Origin of the sequence: Nocardia flavorosea NBRC 108225, from assembly GCF_001613385.1 — a bacterium.
Taxonomy (GTDB): Bacteria; Actinomycetota; Actinomycetes; order Mycobacteriales; family Mycobacteriaceae; genus Nocardia; species Nocardia flavorosea.
In genome coordinates this window covers 406350-419000 of the sequence record NZ_BDCG01000002.1, presented here as the reverse complement: position 1 = coordinate 419000, position 12651 = coordinate 406350, and the positions used below count along the sequence as shown (strand labels likewise).

The 12651-nt window shown below is 68.0% G+C and carries 16 protein-coding genes; 8 read left to right on the top strand and 8 right to left on the bottom strand.

The genetic code is table 11. The features are described 5' to 3' along the window. Positions 1–3: 3 nt before the first annotated feature. Positions 4–423, top strand: coding sequence for a DUF1761 domain-containing protein (locus NFL01S_RS02060; RefSeq protein ID WP_062970819.1), 420 nt, complete (start codon positions 4–6; stop codon positions 421–423). Positions 424–484: 61 nt separating this feature from the next. On the opposite strand, the gene NFL01S_RS02055 is transcribed toward NFL01S_RS02060, so the two are convergent. The 6 genes from NFL01S_RS02055 to NFL01S_RS02035 all read right to left on the bottom strand — a co-directional run bounded on the left by NFL01S_RS02055 (position 485) and on the right by NFL01S_RS02035 (position 3767). After that, positions 485–1183, bottom strand: coding sequence for a cation efflux transmembrane domain-containing protein (locus NFL01S_RS02055; protein ID WP_062970817.1), 699 nt, complete (start codon positions 1181–1183; stop codon positions 485–487). After that, on the bottom strand, positions 1183–1512 hold the full coding sequence (locus NFL01S_RS02050) for an ArsR/SmtB family transcription factor (protein WP_062970815.1): 330 nt from the start codon (positions 1510–1512) through the stop codon (positions 1183–1185). Before NFL01S_RS02050 ends, NFL01S_RS02055 begins: the two co-directional genes overlap by 1 nt. Next, complete coding sequence (locus NFL01S_RS37525; protein ID WP_371851753.1) at positions 1431–1937, bottom strand: MerR family transcriptional regulator; 507 nt, start codon at positions 1935–1937, stop codon at positions 1431–1433. The genes NFL01S_RS02050 and NFL01S_RS37525 overlap by 82 nt, the downstream gene beginning before the upstream one ends. After that, the gene (locus NFL01S_RS02045) at positions 1934–2278 is read right to left on the bottom strand and encodes a hypothetical protein (RefSeq protein ID WP_210744335.1); all 345 of its coding nucleotides are present in this window, start codon (positions 2276–2278) and stop codon (positions 1934–1936) included. The genes NFL01S_RS37525 and NFL01S_RS02045 overlap by 4 nt, the downstream gene beginning before the upstream one ends. A 410-nt stretch (positions 2279–2688) precedes the next feature. Then, positions 2689–2895, bottom strand: a complete 207-nt coding sequence (locus tag NFL01S_RS02040; protein WP_062970813.1) for a DUF397 domain-containing protein — start codon at positions 2893–2895, stop codon at positions 2689–2691. Next, positions 2892–3767, bottom strand: a complete 876-nt coding sequence (locus tag NFL01S_RS02035; protein ID WP_062970810.1) for a helix-turn-helix domain-containing protein — start codon at positions 3765–3767, stop codon at positions 2892–2894. Before NFL01S_RS02035 ends, NFL01S_RS02040 begins: the two co-directional genes overlap by 4 nt. Positions 3768–4081: 314 nt before the next feature. Between NFL01S_RS02035 and NFL01S_RS02030 the strand changes: the two genes are divergently transcribed. Further along, complete coding sequence (locus NFL01S_RS02030; RefSeq protein ID WP_062970808.1) at positions 4082–4399, top strand: hypothetical protein; 318 nt, start codon at positions 4082–4084, stop codon at positions 4397–4399. Between the two features lie 90 nt (positions 4400–4489). Here NFL01S_RS02030 and NFL01S_RS02025 read toward each other — a convergent pair whose 3' ends face one another. Beyond that, a complete protein-coding gene (locus tag NFL01S_RS02025; protein ID WP_062970806.1) occupies positions 4490–5155 on the bottom strand; it encodes a hypothetical protein in 666 nt (221 codons plus the stop codon). 17 nt (positions 5156–5172) lie between these two features. On the opposite strand from NFL01S_RS02025, the gene NFL01S_RS02020 reads away from it, so the two are divergent. From NFL01S_RS02020 to NFL01S_RS02010, 3 genes are all read left to right on the top strand, one after another. Next, entirely contained in the window at positions 5173–5403 is a 231-nt protein-coding gene (locus NFL01S_RS02020) for a hypothetical protein (RefSeq protein WP_371851752.1), read from the top strand. A 111-nt stretch (positions 5404–5514) separates the two neighbouring features. Next, complete coding sequence (locus NFL01S_RS02015; protein ID WP_062970802.1) at positions 5515–6705, top strand: NAD(P)/FAD-dependent oxidoreductase; 1191 nt, start codon at positions 5515–5517, stop codon at positions 6703–6705. 10 nt (positions 6706–6715) lie between these two features. After that, positions 6716–7648, top strand: a complete 933-nt coding sequence (locus NFL01S_RS02010; protein WP_062971322.1) for a sigma-70 family RNA polymerase sigma factor — start codon at positions 6716–6718, stop codon at positions 7646–7648. Positions 7649–7813: 165 nt separating this feature from the next. Here NFL01S_RS02010 and NFL01S_RS02005 read toward each other — a convergent pair whose 3' ends face one another. Beyond that, positions 7814–8467 (bottom strand): TetR/AcrR family transcriptional regulator, encoded by a 654-nt coding sequence (locus tag NFL01S_RS02005; RefSeq protein ID WP_084492327.1) that lies wholly within the window; start codon positions 8465–8467, stop codon positions 7814–7816. Between the two features lie 44 nt (positions 8468–8511). On the opposite strand from NFL01S_RS02005, the gene NFL01S_RS36400 reads away from it, so the two are divergent. From NFL01S_RS36400 to NFL01S_RS01990, 3 genes are all read left to right on the top strand, one after another. Further along, complete coding sequence (locus tag NFL01S_RS36400) at positions 8512–10314, top strand: alpha/beta fold hydrolase (RefSeq protein ID WP_210744336.1); 1803 nt, start codon at positions 8512–8514, stop codon at positions 10312–10314. Positions 10315–10456: 142 nt separating this feature from the next. Then, positions 10457–12040, top strand: coding sequence for an LVIVD repeat-containing protein (locus NFL01S_RS01995; protein WP_157116157.1), 1584 nt, complete (start codon positions 10457–10459; stop codon positions 12038–12040). Beyond that, positions 12037–12645 carry a DUF305 domain-containing protein gene (locus NFL01S_RS01990; protein ID WP_063915794.1) on the top strand — a complete coding sequence of 203 codons (609 nt, stop codon included), beginning with the start codon at positions 12037–12039 and terminating at the stop codon, positions 12643–12645. Before NFL01S_RS01995 ends, NFL01S_RS01990 begins: the two co-directional genes overlap by 4 nt. Positions 12646–12651: the final 6 nt, after the last annotated feature.

Here is a 12651-nt window from a genome sequence, read left to right as displayed (position 1 = left end):
CCCGTGGAACTGAGTATCAGCTGGCCGGCGGTCGCGGTCGCGAGCATGGTCGGCATGGCGATCGCCTGGATCTGGTACAGCGACTGGGGCCTCGTCGGCGGCACCTGGCGGAAGCTGACCGGTGTGACCAAGGAAGATTCGGCGAGGGTCGGCAAGCGCCCGTTCGTGGTGCTGGTGGCATCGATCGTCGTCACCGCGCCGGCGCTCGCCGCGGCCTGCTCGATCGCGTCCGGCTTCTTCGGCAGCGATTCGGTCGGGTTGGCCTTCGCCGTCGGGTTCGTCGCGTGGTTGGGCTTCTCGCTCTCAACGCTCGCGCAGCACAACGGCTTCGAGCAGAAACCTGTTGGGCTCACGGTGATCAACAGCGCATATCAGCTCGTGCTGTTCCTGGGGATGTCGTTCGCTGTCGGCCTCTTCCAGTAGCAACAGCACAGTCGGAGCGGTCCAGGCCGGGGCATAGCAGGGGTCTTCCGGTATGGGCGGTTCAATCGCAGCAGTCGCAGTCGTGGCTCTCGCTGGTGGTGTTTTCGGTGAGTTCGGCGGGGCGGGGGCAGCAGGCCTCGCCGCGCCAGGCCTCGATGCCTTCGCGGACCGCGATGGCGGCGATGATCAGGGCGGCGAGCGGGTCGGCCCATGCCCACCCGAACAGGCTGTTGAGCAGCAGTCCGGTCAACAGCACCGCCGAGAGATAGGTACACAGCAGGGTCTGTTTCGAATCCGATACCGCGGAGGCGGATCCGAGTTCACGGCCGGCGCGGCGCTGTGCGGCCGACAGCACCGGCATGATCACCAGGCTCACCGCGGCCAGGACGATACCGATCGTCGAATGCCGGGCTTCGCCGACGCCGAACAAGGCGCGGAGGGAGTCGACGGTGACGTAGAGGGCCAGAACGAAGAAGGAGAACGCGATGATCCGCAGCGCGACCTTCTCCCGCTTTGCGGGATCGCGGCCGGCGAACTGCCACGCCACCGCCGCCGCCGACGACACCTCGATCACCGAGTCCAAACCGAACCCGATCAACGCGGTCGACGACACCCGGGCACCCTCGGTCAAGGCGATGACCGCCTCGATGATGTTGTAGGTGATGGTTGCGGCGACGAACCAGCGGATCCGCCGCGCCAGCACCACACGACGGCCGGTGTCCACGCCCACGGCCGGTATCGCCGTTTCCTGCGAGCCCATCAGCAGCAGCCTTCGATCGCGGCGTCCGGGCAGCATGCAGGGTCCACCGCCAGCACCAGCCCGAGGAGGTCCTCCAGTGCCGCGGCGATCCGGGGATCGGCGAGTTCGTAGCGGGAGCGCCGGCCTTCGGGCACCGCGACCACCAGTCCGCAGCCGCGCAGGCAGGCGAGATGGTTGGACAGGATCTGCCGGGTCACCCCTATCTGCTCGGCCAGCTCGGACGGGTAACCGGGGCCTCGGCGCAGGCTCAACAGGATTCGGGTGCGGGTCGGATCGGACAGTGCATGCCCGAACCGGGCCAGGGCGTCGGTGTGTACAGCGGTCTCCACGACGCAAACGGTACATCAATTTCTGTATTCAGAAAATGGTGAACCTTCAGTCGTCGCAGCCGGCTGCCGGGCCGGTGTGGCCGGGGTCGTACGCCGCCGGGCGGCGTACCGGTCGGCAGGTCGTTGCCTCCGTCGGCCAGCGGAGCGCGCAAGGTAGTGCGCGCCGCGGTCGGCTCTGCGAGCCCGCGTCGAGCTCTTCCGGTTTTCGCCGTGGCATGGGCCCGCAACCCGGCCGCGGGGCAAAGGCCACGGAACTGGGGGGCTGCGAGGAGGCCGGCCACCTCGTCGAGGGTGAACCCGAGAAGCTGGGTGGCCTCGATCACCACAACACCCCGCCTGCGCGTACCGGCGGTGCCGGCCAAGGGGCGGTCCGGCTCGGCCCGTCGGCCGCGATGTTCGTAGTAACGCAGGGTCTGGGTGTTCACCCCGGCCGCGGCTGCGAGTGCGCCGGTCCGCAGCCCGCCGACTGTGCGCTACCGATGGCGACCCGCACCCGAGCGGCCAAGGCATCGAGAACCTCGGTATAGGCGCTGGGAACAGACACCGTCATCAACGAGCCTTCCGCGCCGGTATCGAAGTCGAAGGTGAAGAAAGAGCAGCAGCCCGACTCCCGCGCCGCCAGATCCCGGGCCACCGGTTCCGCGTCGGCGGCGAATACGCGTTTTAGTCGTTGCCGGCCCGGCCGCCGCATATCACGGACCGCGTCGGCGAAGAACCGGTCGAACTCGGCCACCCGGACCGGCTGTCCGCGGTCGGCAATGTGCATGCGTCCGGAACCGATGCGCCGGGTGTTGGGGAGGTCGTCATATCTCGACGGTAAGCCTGTACCCCGGTACAGGATGCAAGCCCGATTACGCAGGGCGGTCGTCGCCCGGCTTATCTGGAAGTTGTTTCACAACATCCCACGTTGCGTCACTCGGGAGTGTTGGTTCCGGCTCCAGTAGGGAACAGGCGCCGCGGCGCTCCTTTCGAGCGCGGCGGCCACCGATTGTTCCCGGTCCGCAGCGTCGGAGTCGATCGGCAGGCGCGCCGCCGCCGGATTGGAGGCGGTAGCTCACACCGTCCGCAGGGAGTCATGCCCACCAGCGGATCTGGTCCGACGGCAGCGTCCGGTCCGAGACCCGGCCGCGAGTTCTGAGACCCTGCGGGACCGGAGCGTTGTCGCGCCTGCGCTCACTACGGTCGATCGAACTCGCTGTTGGCGGCGCTGGTCAGGAATGCGTCCCACTGGCCAGGGGTGAAGACCAGTACCGGCCCGGTCGGATTCTTGGAGTCGCGGACACCGACCATGTCGCTGTCGAGGTGCGCGATTTCTACACACTCGTTGGTTCCGCCGCTGTGGCTCGATTTGAACCACTCCGCCCCGGATAGGTCACCGTTCACCGCTCGTACTCCCTAGCTAGCCGCCGAAGCATCTGTTTACTGTCTGCTGGAGACGACGCTACCGCTTGGAGCGTTCGGAATGTGTCCCGGTACTGGGCAACAGCTTCGGCGCGGTCGTAGTACAAGTTGCCCCGATACCCCTCCACGTACACGGTGGGAGGCTCGCCGGTCGCGCGATCGAAGTCGAGGACAACGAAGGGGCCGCAGGCGACCCCGAGTGGGAATCCGGCGGAGAAGGGCAACACTCGGATGGTCACATTGGCGGGCAAATCCGCGAGACGGCGCAGCGCCGCTGCCATGACCTTCGGGCCGCCGACGACTCGGCGGAGAGCGTTCTCATCCAGCAGTAGGTCTACCTCGACCGGGTTGCGACGTCGGGTGATTATCCGCTGCCTGTTCAGCCGCACGGTCACAACCTGCTCGATCTCTCTCGACGAGGTATCCGAGAAGTATCGAGCGCCCAATGTCCTCGCGTAGTCGGCAGTTTGGACCAGACCGGGGATGATCTCCGATTGATACACGGTCAGCTTCGATGCCGATGCCTCCAACCTGACGTACAGCTCGAAGTCATCCCGGATGGCGTCGCTGTACTCGTTCCACCACAGCCCTTGCTCGCCGTCTTTGCTTGCGGCCACCTTCGCCAGCTCCAGTAGCCCGGGAAGCTCGTCCATCCGGTCGTAGATCTGGCAGAGCGCCTGGATATCGAGCATCCGGATGCGGTTGGCCTCGCCCTTTTCCAGTCGTTGCAGGGTGCCGGCTCCCCGCTCGATGAGCCTGGCGGCGTCCTGGATCGATATTCCCGCTTCCTGTCGCATATCGCGGAGTCGGCGGCCGAGCTGGCGGCGCGGGATGGTGGTCGGGATCTTCCCCATGGTTTCGTTCCCCCTGATTGTGGGTGGCGCACGGTCGGTTTTGTGGATGGCCTGACAGATCGCGCTGGAAGAGATTGTGCCCGTAACGCGGACGGTTTGCTGGGGGATTGGGCGAACTCCCGAGGATCATCCAAACAGGCTGTCCACAAGAACGTTCCGCGTGTCTACTGGCGTCGCGCCCGGAACCGGGAAAGCCCGCGGCAGCTGACTGTGCCGGTGGGACATCCGGCGCGGTCGAGGAGCATCGTTGCCGGGTGGTGCGGTCCCGGCCCCGGTTCCGGGTGCTCCCAGCGCTTGGATTCGAAAGGGGACAGATGGACGGCGGGGTGCCGAAGGCGATCGGGCTGGAACGGCGAGATGTGCACGGTGACGGTGTGGATATCCATCGGGTTGCCGAGCGGCACGGCTATCGGATCGTGTGGACCATCCGGCTCGACACCGGCCCGCTGGCCACCGCGCTGGTTCTGTGCGGGGCCGTCATGGAACACGACGCGGCGGCGGTCGTGGTTCCCTCGTTCGAGCATGCCGATGCGGTACGTCATGCGATTACCGATATCGCCGCACTGGTCACGCCGATACGCGTCTATCCGCTCGGGTATCGCTGGCCTGTAGTCGATCTGGATCGGCGGTGAGGGAGTTGGGACTGGCGGTGGCGATCGGGTTGCCGCTCGGCGTCCTGCTATGGGCAATGTTCTGGCCGCAGCGTCAGCGGACCGGCTCGGTCAGCTCGTGGTTTCGTCCGGTACGTCGACCGCGACCTCGCCACCGAGCGTATGGCCGCCGGTGAGCCGCAGGTGGTCGCCGCTCCAGAAGCGGCCCGGGTCGTACCAGTCGGGACTGCGGTCCTCGGGTAGTAGACCCATCGCCTGATAGGTGGCGGCGACGATTTCCGCGCAGTAGGCGTTCTCGACTTCGCGCGCATCGGGTCGGCGGGGTCTGCGGGATCGGCGGCGCGGCAACTGGATCCGGCCCCGGAACCAGCGCCCGGCGAGGGCGGCGGTCGAGGGGAAAGGGGTGCCGTCGAGCCGGGCGACGGTGCGTAGCACGCCGTCTTCCATCGCGGGACCGGCCGGGGGATCGAGCTGGCGCAGCCAGGCCTGCTGCCCGTACTTGTTGGCCCACACCATCACTGCATCGCGCAGGTTGTGCAATTGGGCACCACGATGGGTGGTGCCCGACCACATATCGGTCAATGAGCGGCCGAGTTCGGCATGCCAGATGAGAGCCGGTAGATCGTCGATCACCACGGCCATCCCGACATGGTTGACCGGGCTGTTGGTGGTCATCCTGATCATCCGGTCGGCCGTGGAATGTCCACGGAACAACCAGATATCGCCCGTTCTGGTGATCTCGACAGCCCGGTCGAGATCGATATCCGCACCCGCCATACACGTAGCCTATGCGTATGAGGTGGTGGAAGCTGCTGGGTTTGGCGGGTGCGGCCGGTGTGGTGGCCACCGGTGTGGTGGTGGTGCGCGCGGAGCGGCGCCGCCGGGCGTATACCCCGGATGAGGTTCGCGAGCAGTTGCATGCGCGGTTCGCGCAGGCGGTGGCCGCGGAAACAGTGGAGGCGGCCGAACCGGAGTCCCGGCGGACGCGGCTGCGGGCCTGGGCTCGGCGGGTGCTGCGACGGTGACCAATATGCGGTGATCCAGATCACAGTGAGTTCCTGTCAGGAATCCGGACGCTGCCCCGTTCAGAGGGCACGCGAACGAGAGGTTCACGCGAACCGGACAGGAGCACCGTTATGAAGCACCGCATCATGGTCCTGGGGGCCGGATACGCCGGCGCCTACGCCGCCGGACTGCTCGCGCGGCGACTGCATCGCGACGAGGTCGAGATCACCGTCGTCAATGCCGAACCGGATTTCGTCGAACGGATGCGCATGCATCAGCTCGCCGCGGGGCAGGAACTGCGCCGGCACGATCTCGTGGAACTGTTCGCGGGTACCGGCATCAGGCTGCTGGTGGCGCGGGTGGACGCGATCGATGCCGAACAGCGGACCGTCACCGTGACCGGCGCCGACGGGACCGGCCGGCTCGGATACGACACCCTTCTCTACACGCTCGGCAGCACCGCCGCCCACCACGGTGTGCCGGGGGTTGCCGAGCACGCGTTCCACGTGGCCGGGCGGCCGTCGGCGCTGCGGCTGCGGCAGCGGCTGGACGAGCTCGACGGTAACGGCACTGTGCTCGTCGTCGGCGGTAATCTCACCGCGATCGAGGCCGCGCCCGAACTCGCCGAATCCCGGCCCGGCCTGCGGATCACCCTCGCGACCACCGGTGAACTGGGCGGCTGGCTCGGGCCCTCGGCCCGGCGTCATCTGTTCCGGGCCTTCGACCGGTTCGGGATCACCGTTCACGAGCACACCACCATCGAGCGGGTCGAGGAGTCCTACGCCGTCGCCACCGACGGCACGGTTCTGCCTGCCGACGCCACGGTGTGGGCGGCCGGGTTCGCCGTGCATCCGGTGGCCGCCGCCAGCGGGCTAGCGGTCGAAGAAAACGGGCGGATCCGGGTGGACCGGATGATGCGGTCGGTTTCGCACCCGGGGGTCTATGCCGCGGGCGACAGTGCTTTCGCCGTCCGCGACAACGGCCGCCCGCTGCCGATGTCCTGCGCGTCGGCGGGCTTCACCGCCATGCAGGCCGTGGCCGCGATCGTCGGCGACCTCACCGGCCGCCAGGCACCCGAGACCGCGCTTTCCTATGTGGGCAACCACATCAGCCTCGGCCGCAAAGACGGGATCTTCCAGCTCGTCGACGCGGCCGAGCGGTCGAAGTCCTGGGCCCTGCGGGGTCGCCCCGCTGCGCGGGTCAAGGCCGCCATTCTGAACGCGGGTCCGTGGAGTATGCGCCATCCGACCTACGGCCGGCCCACCCGCAAGCATCATCTCGCGGACGTACCGCGGCGGCGCAACGAGGAGGTCGCGGCCTAAAGTGGCGATCGTGGACACCGCCACCGTGGAACGCTTCGAGGCCGGCCGGTCCCGGCTGGCCTCGCTGGCGTACCGGCTGCTCGGATCGGCCGCCGACGCCGAGGATGTCGTCCAGGACGCGTTCCTGCGCTGGCAGGCCGCCGATCGCGATCGCATCGAGATCCCCGAAGCCTGGCTCACCAAGGTGGTGACCAACCTGTCGCTGGACCGGTTGCGCTCGGCGCGCGCCCGGCACGAACGCGCGGCCGGCACGTGGTTACCCGAACCGCTGCTGGACGGCGACCCCATGCTGGGTCCGGCCGAGACCGTCGAACAACGCGAATCGGTGACCCTGGCGGTGCTGCGGCTGATGGAGCAGCTGTCGCCGGTCGAACGCGCCGTCTACGTTCTGCGCGAAGCGTTTTCCTACAGTCATGCCGAAATCGGGGCGATCCTCGACATCTCCGAATCGGCCAGCCAGCAGCACACGCACCGGGCGCGGCAGCGGATCGCCGCCGGGCGTCACGGCGGCGCCGCCGACCGTGCGTCCGCCCGCCGGATCGTGGAGGCCTTCGTCGCCGCCGCCTCCTCGGGACGCACCGAGCATCTGGTCGCCCTGCTGACCGATGACGCGACCGCGATCTCCGACGGTGCGGGGCTCGCGGCGAAGCTCCAGATCTTGACGACGCCCCGCCGGATCGCGACCACGCTGCGCGCGGGCTTCAAACCGACCGCGGCCAAGCGTCGCCTGGTCGGTGGTCCGCTGTCCATTCACGCCGGCGTGGTCAACGGTGCACCGGCGATGATCGCCGCAACCGTGGATAGGGTGGTGGGTGTGGTGGTCCTGGAGGTCCGCGACGACAAGGTCGCCACCGTCTGCGGTATGGGCGCGCGCAGACTGGACCGCCTCAGTGAGCAGTGGCGGCAGACCGAACATCCGGAGCCGCTCATCGAATCCTGGTGAACGCGGAGTTGATTCGACTGCCCCGGTCGACGCCGCCCGGGAACGGGAACCGCATCACATCGATCGAAAGCGTCATCGACCCGGTCGTCGGTCGGTGCTGAGGCATTCGTGTTCCGCGGACGGAGACTGACCGGCCGGCTGGATTCCGTGTCGAATCGCCGGTTTTCAGGCAGAAGGGGCCGGGCGGGTGATGATCGGGGCGATCACGCGACGAGCGAGATCGCGGGCGACCTCGTCGTCGTCGAGGTCGTATCCGGGGGAGGGCAGTAGGAGGTAGCCCGCCGTCATATGAATGATGGCGTCGGCCTGGAGATCCGGGTCTCCGGGGGGCAGTGTGCCCTCGGATTGCGCGACACGGATCCGGGCGGCGATGAAACGGCGGCCGATCTCCATCGGTGCCGGTGAGCCGGTCGACAGCATGGTGAGCAGTTCGGCATTGCGTGCGGTATCCGCGGTGCCCGAAAGGAGTCGGCGGCGTAGGCGCAGGCAGGCGACGAACGCTTCCGCGATCCGCTCGGTGGGGTCGGGGATGCTGCGAAACGTTGTGGTGATTTCGCCGAGAAAATCACCCAGGGTGTGCGCGACGGCCGCCTCGAACAGGGCGTCGCGGCCGCCGAATCGGCGGAACAGGGTCGCGCGGCTGACTCCTGACCGGGCCGCGATGTCGTCCATCGTGGCAGCGCGGGTGCCGCGGTCGGTCAGTACGCGCAGTGCCGCCTCGTACACCTGCACGACCTCCGGACCCACCGGGCTGTGCACGGCAACCTTCGTCACCGCCCGGCTGAACAGGTTCGTCAGCGGCACGGAGGAACGAGGCATACGACGATTGTCGCACCTGAGACTTATGTGCTAACAATAGTCTCATGAGCGAGGGTGTGACCGTCCTGCCGGAGACCACGGAGGAGTTGGAGCCTCTGGGGCCGGACTCGGTGGCCTGGTCGGTGTTCGGGGAACTGACATTCGTACTCGGGGCCTCGCGGCGGCTGCTCATCGATGTGGCGCACCCGGTGGTCGCCACCGGTGTACGGGAGTTCTCGGTGTTCGAGACCGACCCGTACGGTCGCGCCGAACGCACCCTGGACATGATCATGGGCGTGGTCTACGGCCGGGACGAAGCCCTGGCCACCGCCCGCAAACTGCGGAATCTGCACAAAGACTTCAAGGGCCGCAATGCCGACGGCACCCGATGGAGCGCACTGAACCCGGAGGCATTCCACTGGGTGCATGCCAGCCTGGTACACGGCGTCTACACCCAGCAGAAGGTGCTCGGGCGCGGCTGGAAGTCCGGCGAGGTGGAGCAATTCTATCGCGAAATGCGGCAGGTCGGCCGCTTCTACGGTGTGCGCGAACAAGATATGCCGGTCGACTGGGCGGCGTTCTGCGCCTGGTTCGACGAGATGACCGCGACCGAACTGGAACGCTGCGACGTCACCGATCGGGTACTCGCCGTGGTCGGCAGGCCGACGCCACCGCCGATGATCCCGGTGCTGCGCCGGCCGATCGTGTGGAACTACACGGTGCGTCCGATCGCCGGCCGGGTACTGACACTGGTCACCGCCGGATTGCTGACGCCGGAACTACGTGAACTACTCGGCGTGCGCTGGAATCGCCCCCGCCGCATCGCCTTCGATGTCCTGGCAGCCGTCTCGCGCGCCGTACTGCCGCGGTTGCCGCGGATCGTGCGGCAGGTCCCGCAGGCGCGCCGCGCCGTGCGGCGGGCCCGGCGTTCCCGGGCCGCGGTCGGACAGGAGGCGGTGATGCCGGAGCCGGACGAGGTGCGGCAGGTGCGCAGTGCGGACGGCACCCGCCTGCATGTCGAGATCCACGGTCGCGCAGACGCACCCACGATCGTGCTGACCCACGGCGTGCTGTGCTCGCTCGGCTTCTGGCGCCGGCAGATCACCGATCTGCGCGCCGGCCATCGCGTCGTGGCCTTCGACCACCGTGGTCACGGGCGCAGCGAAGTGGCCCGCCGTGGCCGCTACACGGTGGAGCATCTCGCCGACGACTTGCACGCGGTACTTGCCGAGACGGTGCCGGCCGGCCGGCCCGCTGTTCTCGCCGGGCATTCCATGGGCGGGATCGCCATCCTCGCCTGGGCAAACCGGTATCCCGGCGATATCGCGGCCCGGGCCCGCGCGGTCGCGCTGGTGAACACCACCCCCGGCGAAATCCTCGACAATGTGCGCTTTCTGCGAGGCCCCGAACGTCTCCTCGGGGCCCGGCGCCGGGTGGCACGTACGGTGGCACCGCTGGCCGGGATTCCGCTGCCGCGCCGGATGCCGGTGCGCCGGCGGCTGCTCGCCCATATCGCGGTCGGCGCCACCGCCGCGCCGCGGATCGGGCACGAACTGGACCGCATCATCGGCGCCACCTCCGCCCGCGGCCGCGGCGGATACGGGGCGATGCTGGTCAACCTCGTCACCGCCCTGGACCCGGCCGCACTGACCGTCCCCACAGTCGTGCTCGCGGGCCGCAAGGACAAGATCGCGCCGCTCGCCCGGTCACAGCTGATCGCCGCGGCTCTACCGCAGCTGATCGCCCTGCATGAACTCGACAGCGGGCATTGCGCGCCGCTGGAATGCGCCGATGAGGTCACTGCAGCGCTGCGGGAATTGAGCCGCGACCGCGGCGAATCGATCTCGAGCCCGGTCGAGACGGCATGAGGAAAACGGTCTCGTGGTCGTATCCGGTAGGCGACACTGACCCGGACGGCGAAGGGGCCACCGCTCCCGGCTGAACAACCGGAGAGCGGAACGGGCGGGGTACGTCCGTTGCGCCACTACGGCGCGCAGGAAGAGGAGAACAATGATCCGAGGACGAGACAACGGTGTCGAGTTCCGCCGGAGACGCGGGTGGGGTTCCACTGCCGCGCGCGCCGGGGCCGTGCTGGCGGCGGTGACGCTGCTGATCGGTGGTTCGGCAGTCGGAACTGCCGCGCCACCACCCGGTTTCGACGAAGTCACCGGCGTGTGGCCCACCGCGGTGGATCCCTCGAACTGCCGCCCCGGCGACCGGGTGGAAACCGGGCTGCAGGGCGAGGTTCCGCTCGAGGACCGCAGATCCGGGCGCAGCCGGGAGGGATACAACTGCAATATCGATCTCATCGGCCAGTATCAGGGGCAAGGTGCCGGGCCGGTCAGTCCCACGTACAAGAACTGTGCCTACATCGCCTCGACTTTCCCGACCAACCTGCTCACCCCTGACGCGGGTGTTCAGGTGGTGGATGCCAGTGATCCCGCGAACCCGGTCCGTACCGCGGTGCTGAAAGAACCGGCAATGGTCGGCGGCACCTGGGAATCGCTGAAAGTTCACGAAGACCGCGGCCTGCTCGTCGGCACCGGCGTCGGCGTGATCGAGGGTGCGGGCTATATCTCGATCTACGATATCTCCCAGGACTGCGCGCATCCCCGGCTGCTCAACACCACCACCGGGTCGCTGCTGAACATGCCGCTGCCGATCACCACACACGAAGGCGATTTCTCCCCGGATGGCAACACCTACTGGGCCTCCGGTATCGCACCGGGCTGGGTGAGCGCCATCGATATCACCGACCCTGCCCGCCCGATGGTGGTGTGGGGCGGGCTCACCGGTGTCGAAGCGCACGGTATGGGTTTCACCCCGGACGGCAACACCATGTACCTGGCGAATCTTGGCGGGCTGACGATCATCGATGTCTCGGCCGTGCAGAACCGGGCACCGCGCACCGTGATCGGTCATCCGCTCCCGCATATCGGGCAGAAATTCTGGACCGATGGTCAGCTCAACCAGCACAGCGTGTACGTCACCTACGACGGCACACCGCATATCTTCACGGTCGACGAAGGCGGCTCGGGCGGCGTGAAACTGTTCGATATCGCCGATCGCGCGCACCCCAGATGGCGGACCAGCGCCAAACTGGCGATCAACCTGCCGGAGCACGCGGACCGCTGGGCGTCGAGCGCATCCGGTAACGGTGCGTTCGCCTACGACGCGCACTACTGCACCGTCGACCGTCCGGACAATCCGCGGGCGATGGCCTGCGGCTGGATCCAGTCCGGTATCCGGGTTTTCGACGTGAGCGATCCCGACCACTTCAAGGAGATCGCGTACTTCAACCCGCCCGCACAGACCGGTAAACACCTGCAGCTCCCGAATTCGCTGCACGCCACCCTCGGGTCCATCGCCGGACCTCCCGTCATCGGCACGATCGCACTGGCCCGGGCGGTGATCCAGGGACAGACCGGGCTCACCGGAGTCGTCAACGACCAGAGCAAGCTGCTGGGCGGGGATCTGTCCGCCGACTGGTGCCTGTCACCACCGGAGTTCCACGGCGACAAGCTGTTCGTGGCCTGTATGGACAACGGGTTCATGGCATTGCAGCTCGATCCCGCGGTCTACCCGCCGCGATGAGCACGGCAACGGAGCGCCGGACGTGGCGAAGCTCGGCCGTGATGGCCGTCGTGTGCGTGGTGGCCGGGGCGCTGCTGGGCTGGTTCGCGCGCGGGGGCGGCGAGACCGAGCAGTCGCTGCTCGCCGACGCCGATATCGCGTTCGCCCAGCAGATGTCGGCGCACCACCAGCAGGCGCTGACCATGGTGGATATGCTCGGCCTCGGCGTCGCCCGCGATGTGCGGGCCGCCGCCGAACAGATCCGTGTGTCCCAATGGCGCGAAATCGGCACCCTGACCGGTTGGCTCGAACTCGTCGGCGCCCCGCCGGCGCCCGCCGATACGCACGATCACCACGGCACCGGCGCGGAAATGCCCGGGATGGCGTCCAACGAGGAACTCACCCGCCTGTACAACGCCGCCGGGCGTGACCGCGAGCTCCTGTTTCTACAGTTGATGATCCGCCACCATCAGGGCGGTATCGACATGGCGGCGGCCGCGGAGAGCAGCGCCGCGCCCGCCGTCCGGATCCGCGCCCTGTCGATGGTCAACGGACAGCAGCAGGAGATCGCGTCCATGTCGGTCCTACTGCACCAGCGCGGCGGGCAGGTATTGCCGTACCCGTGACCCGCC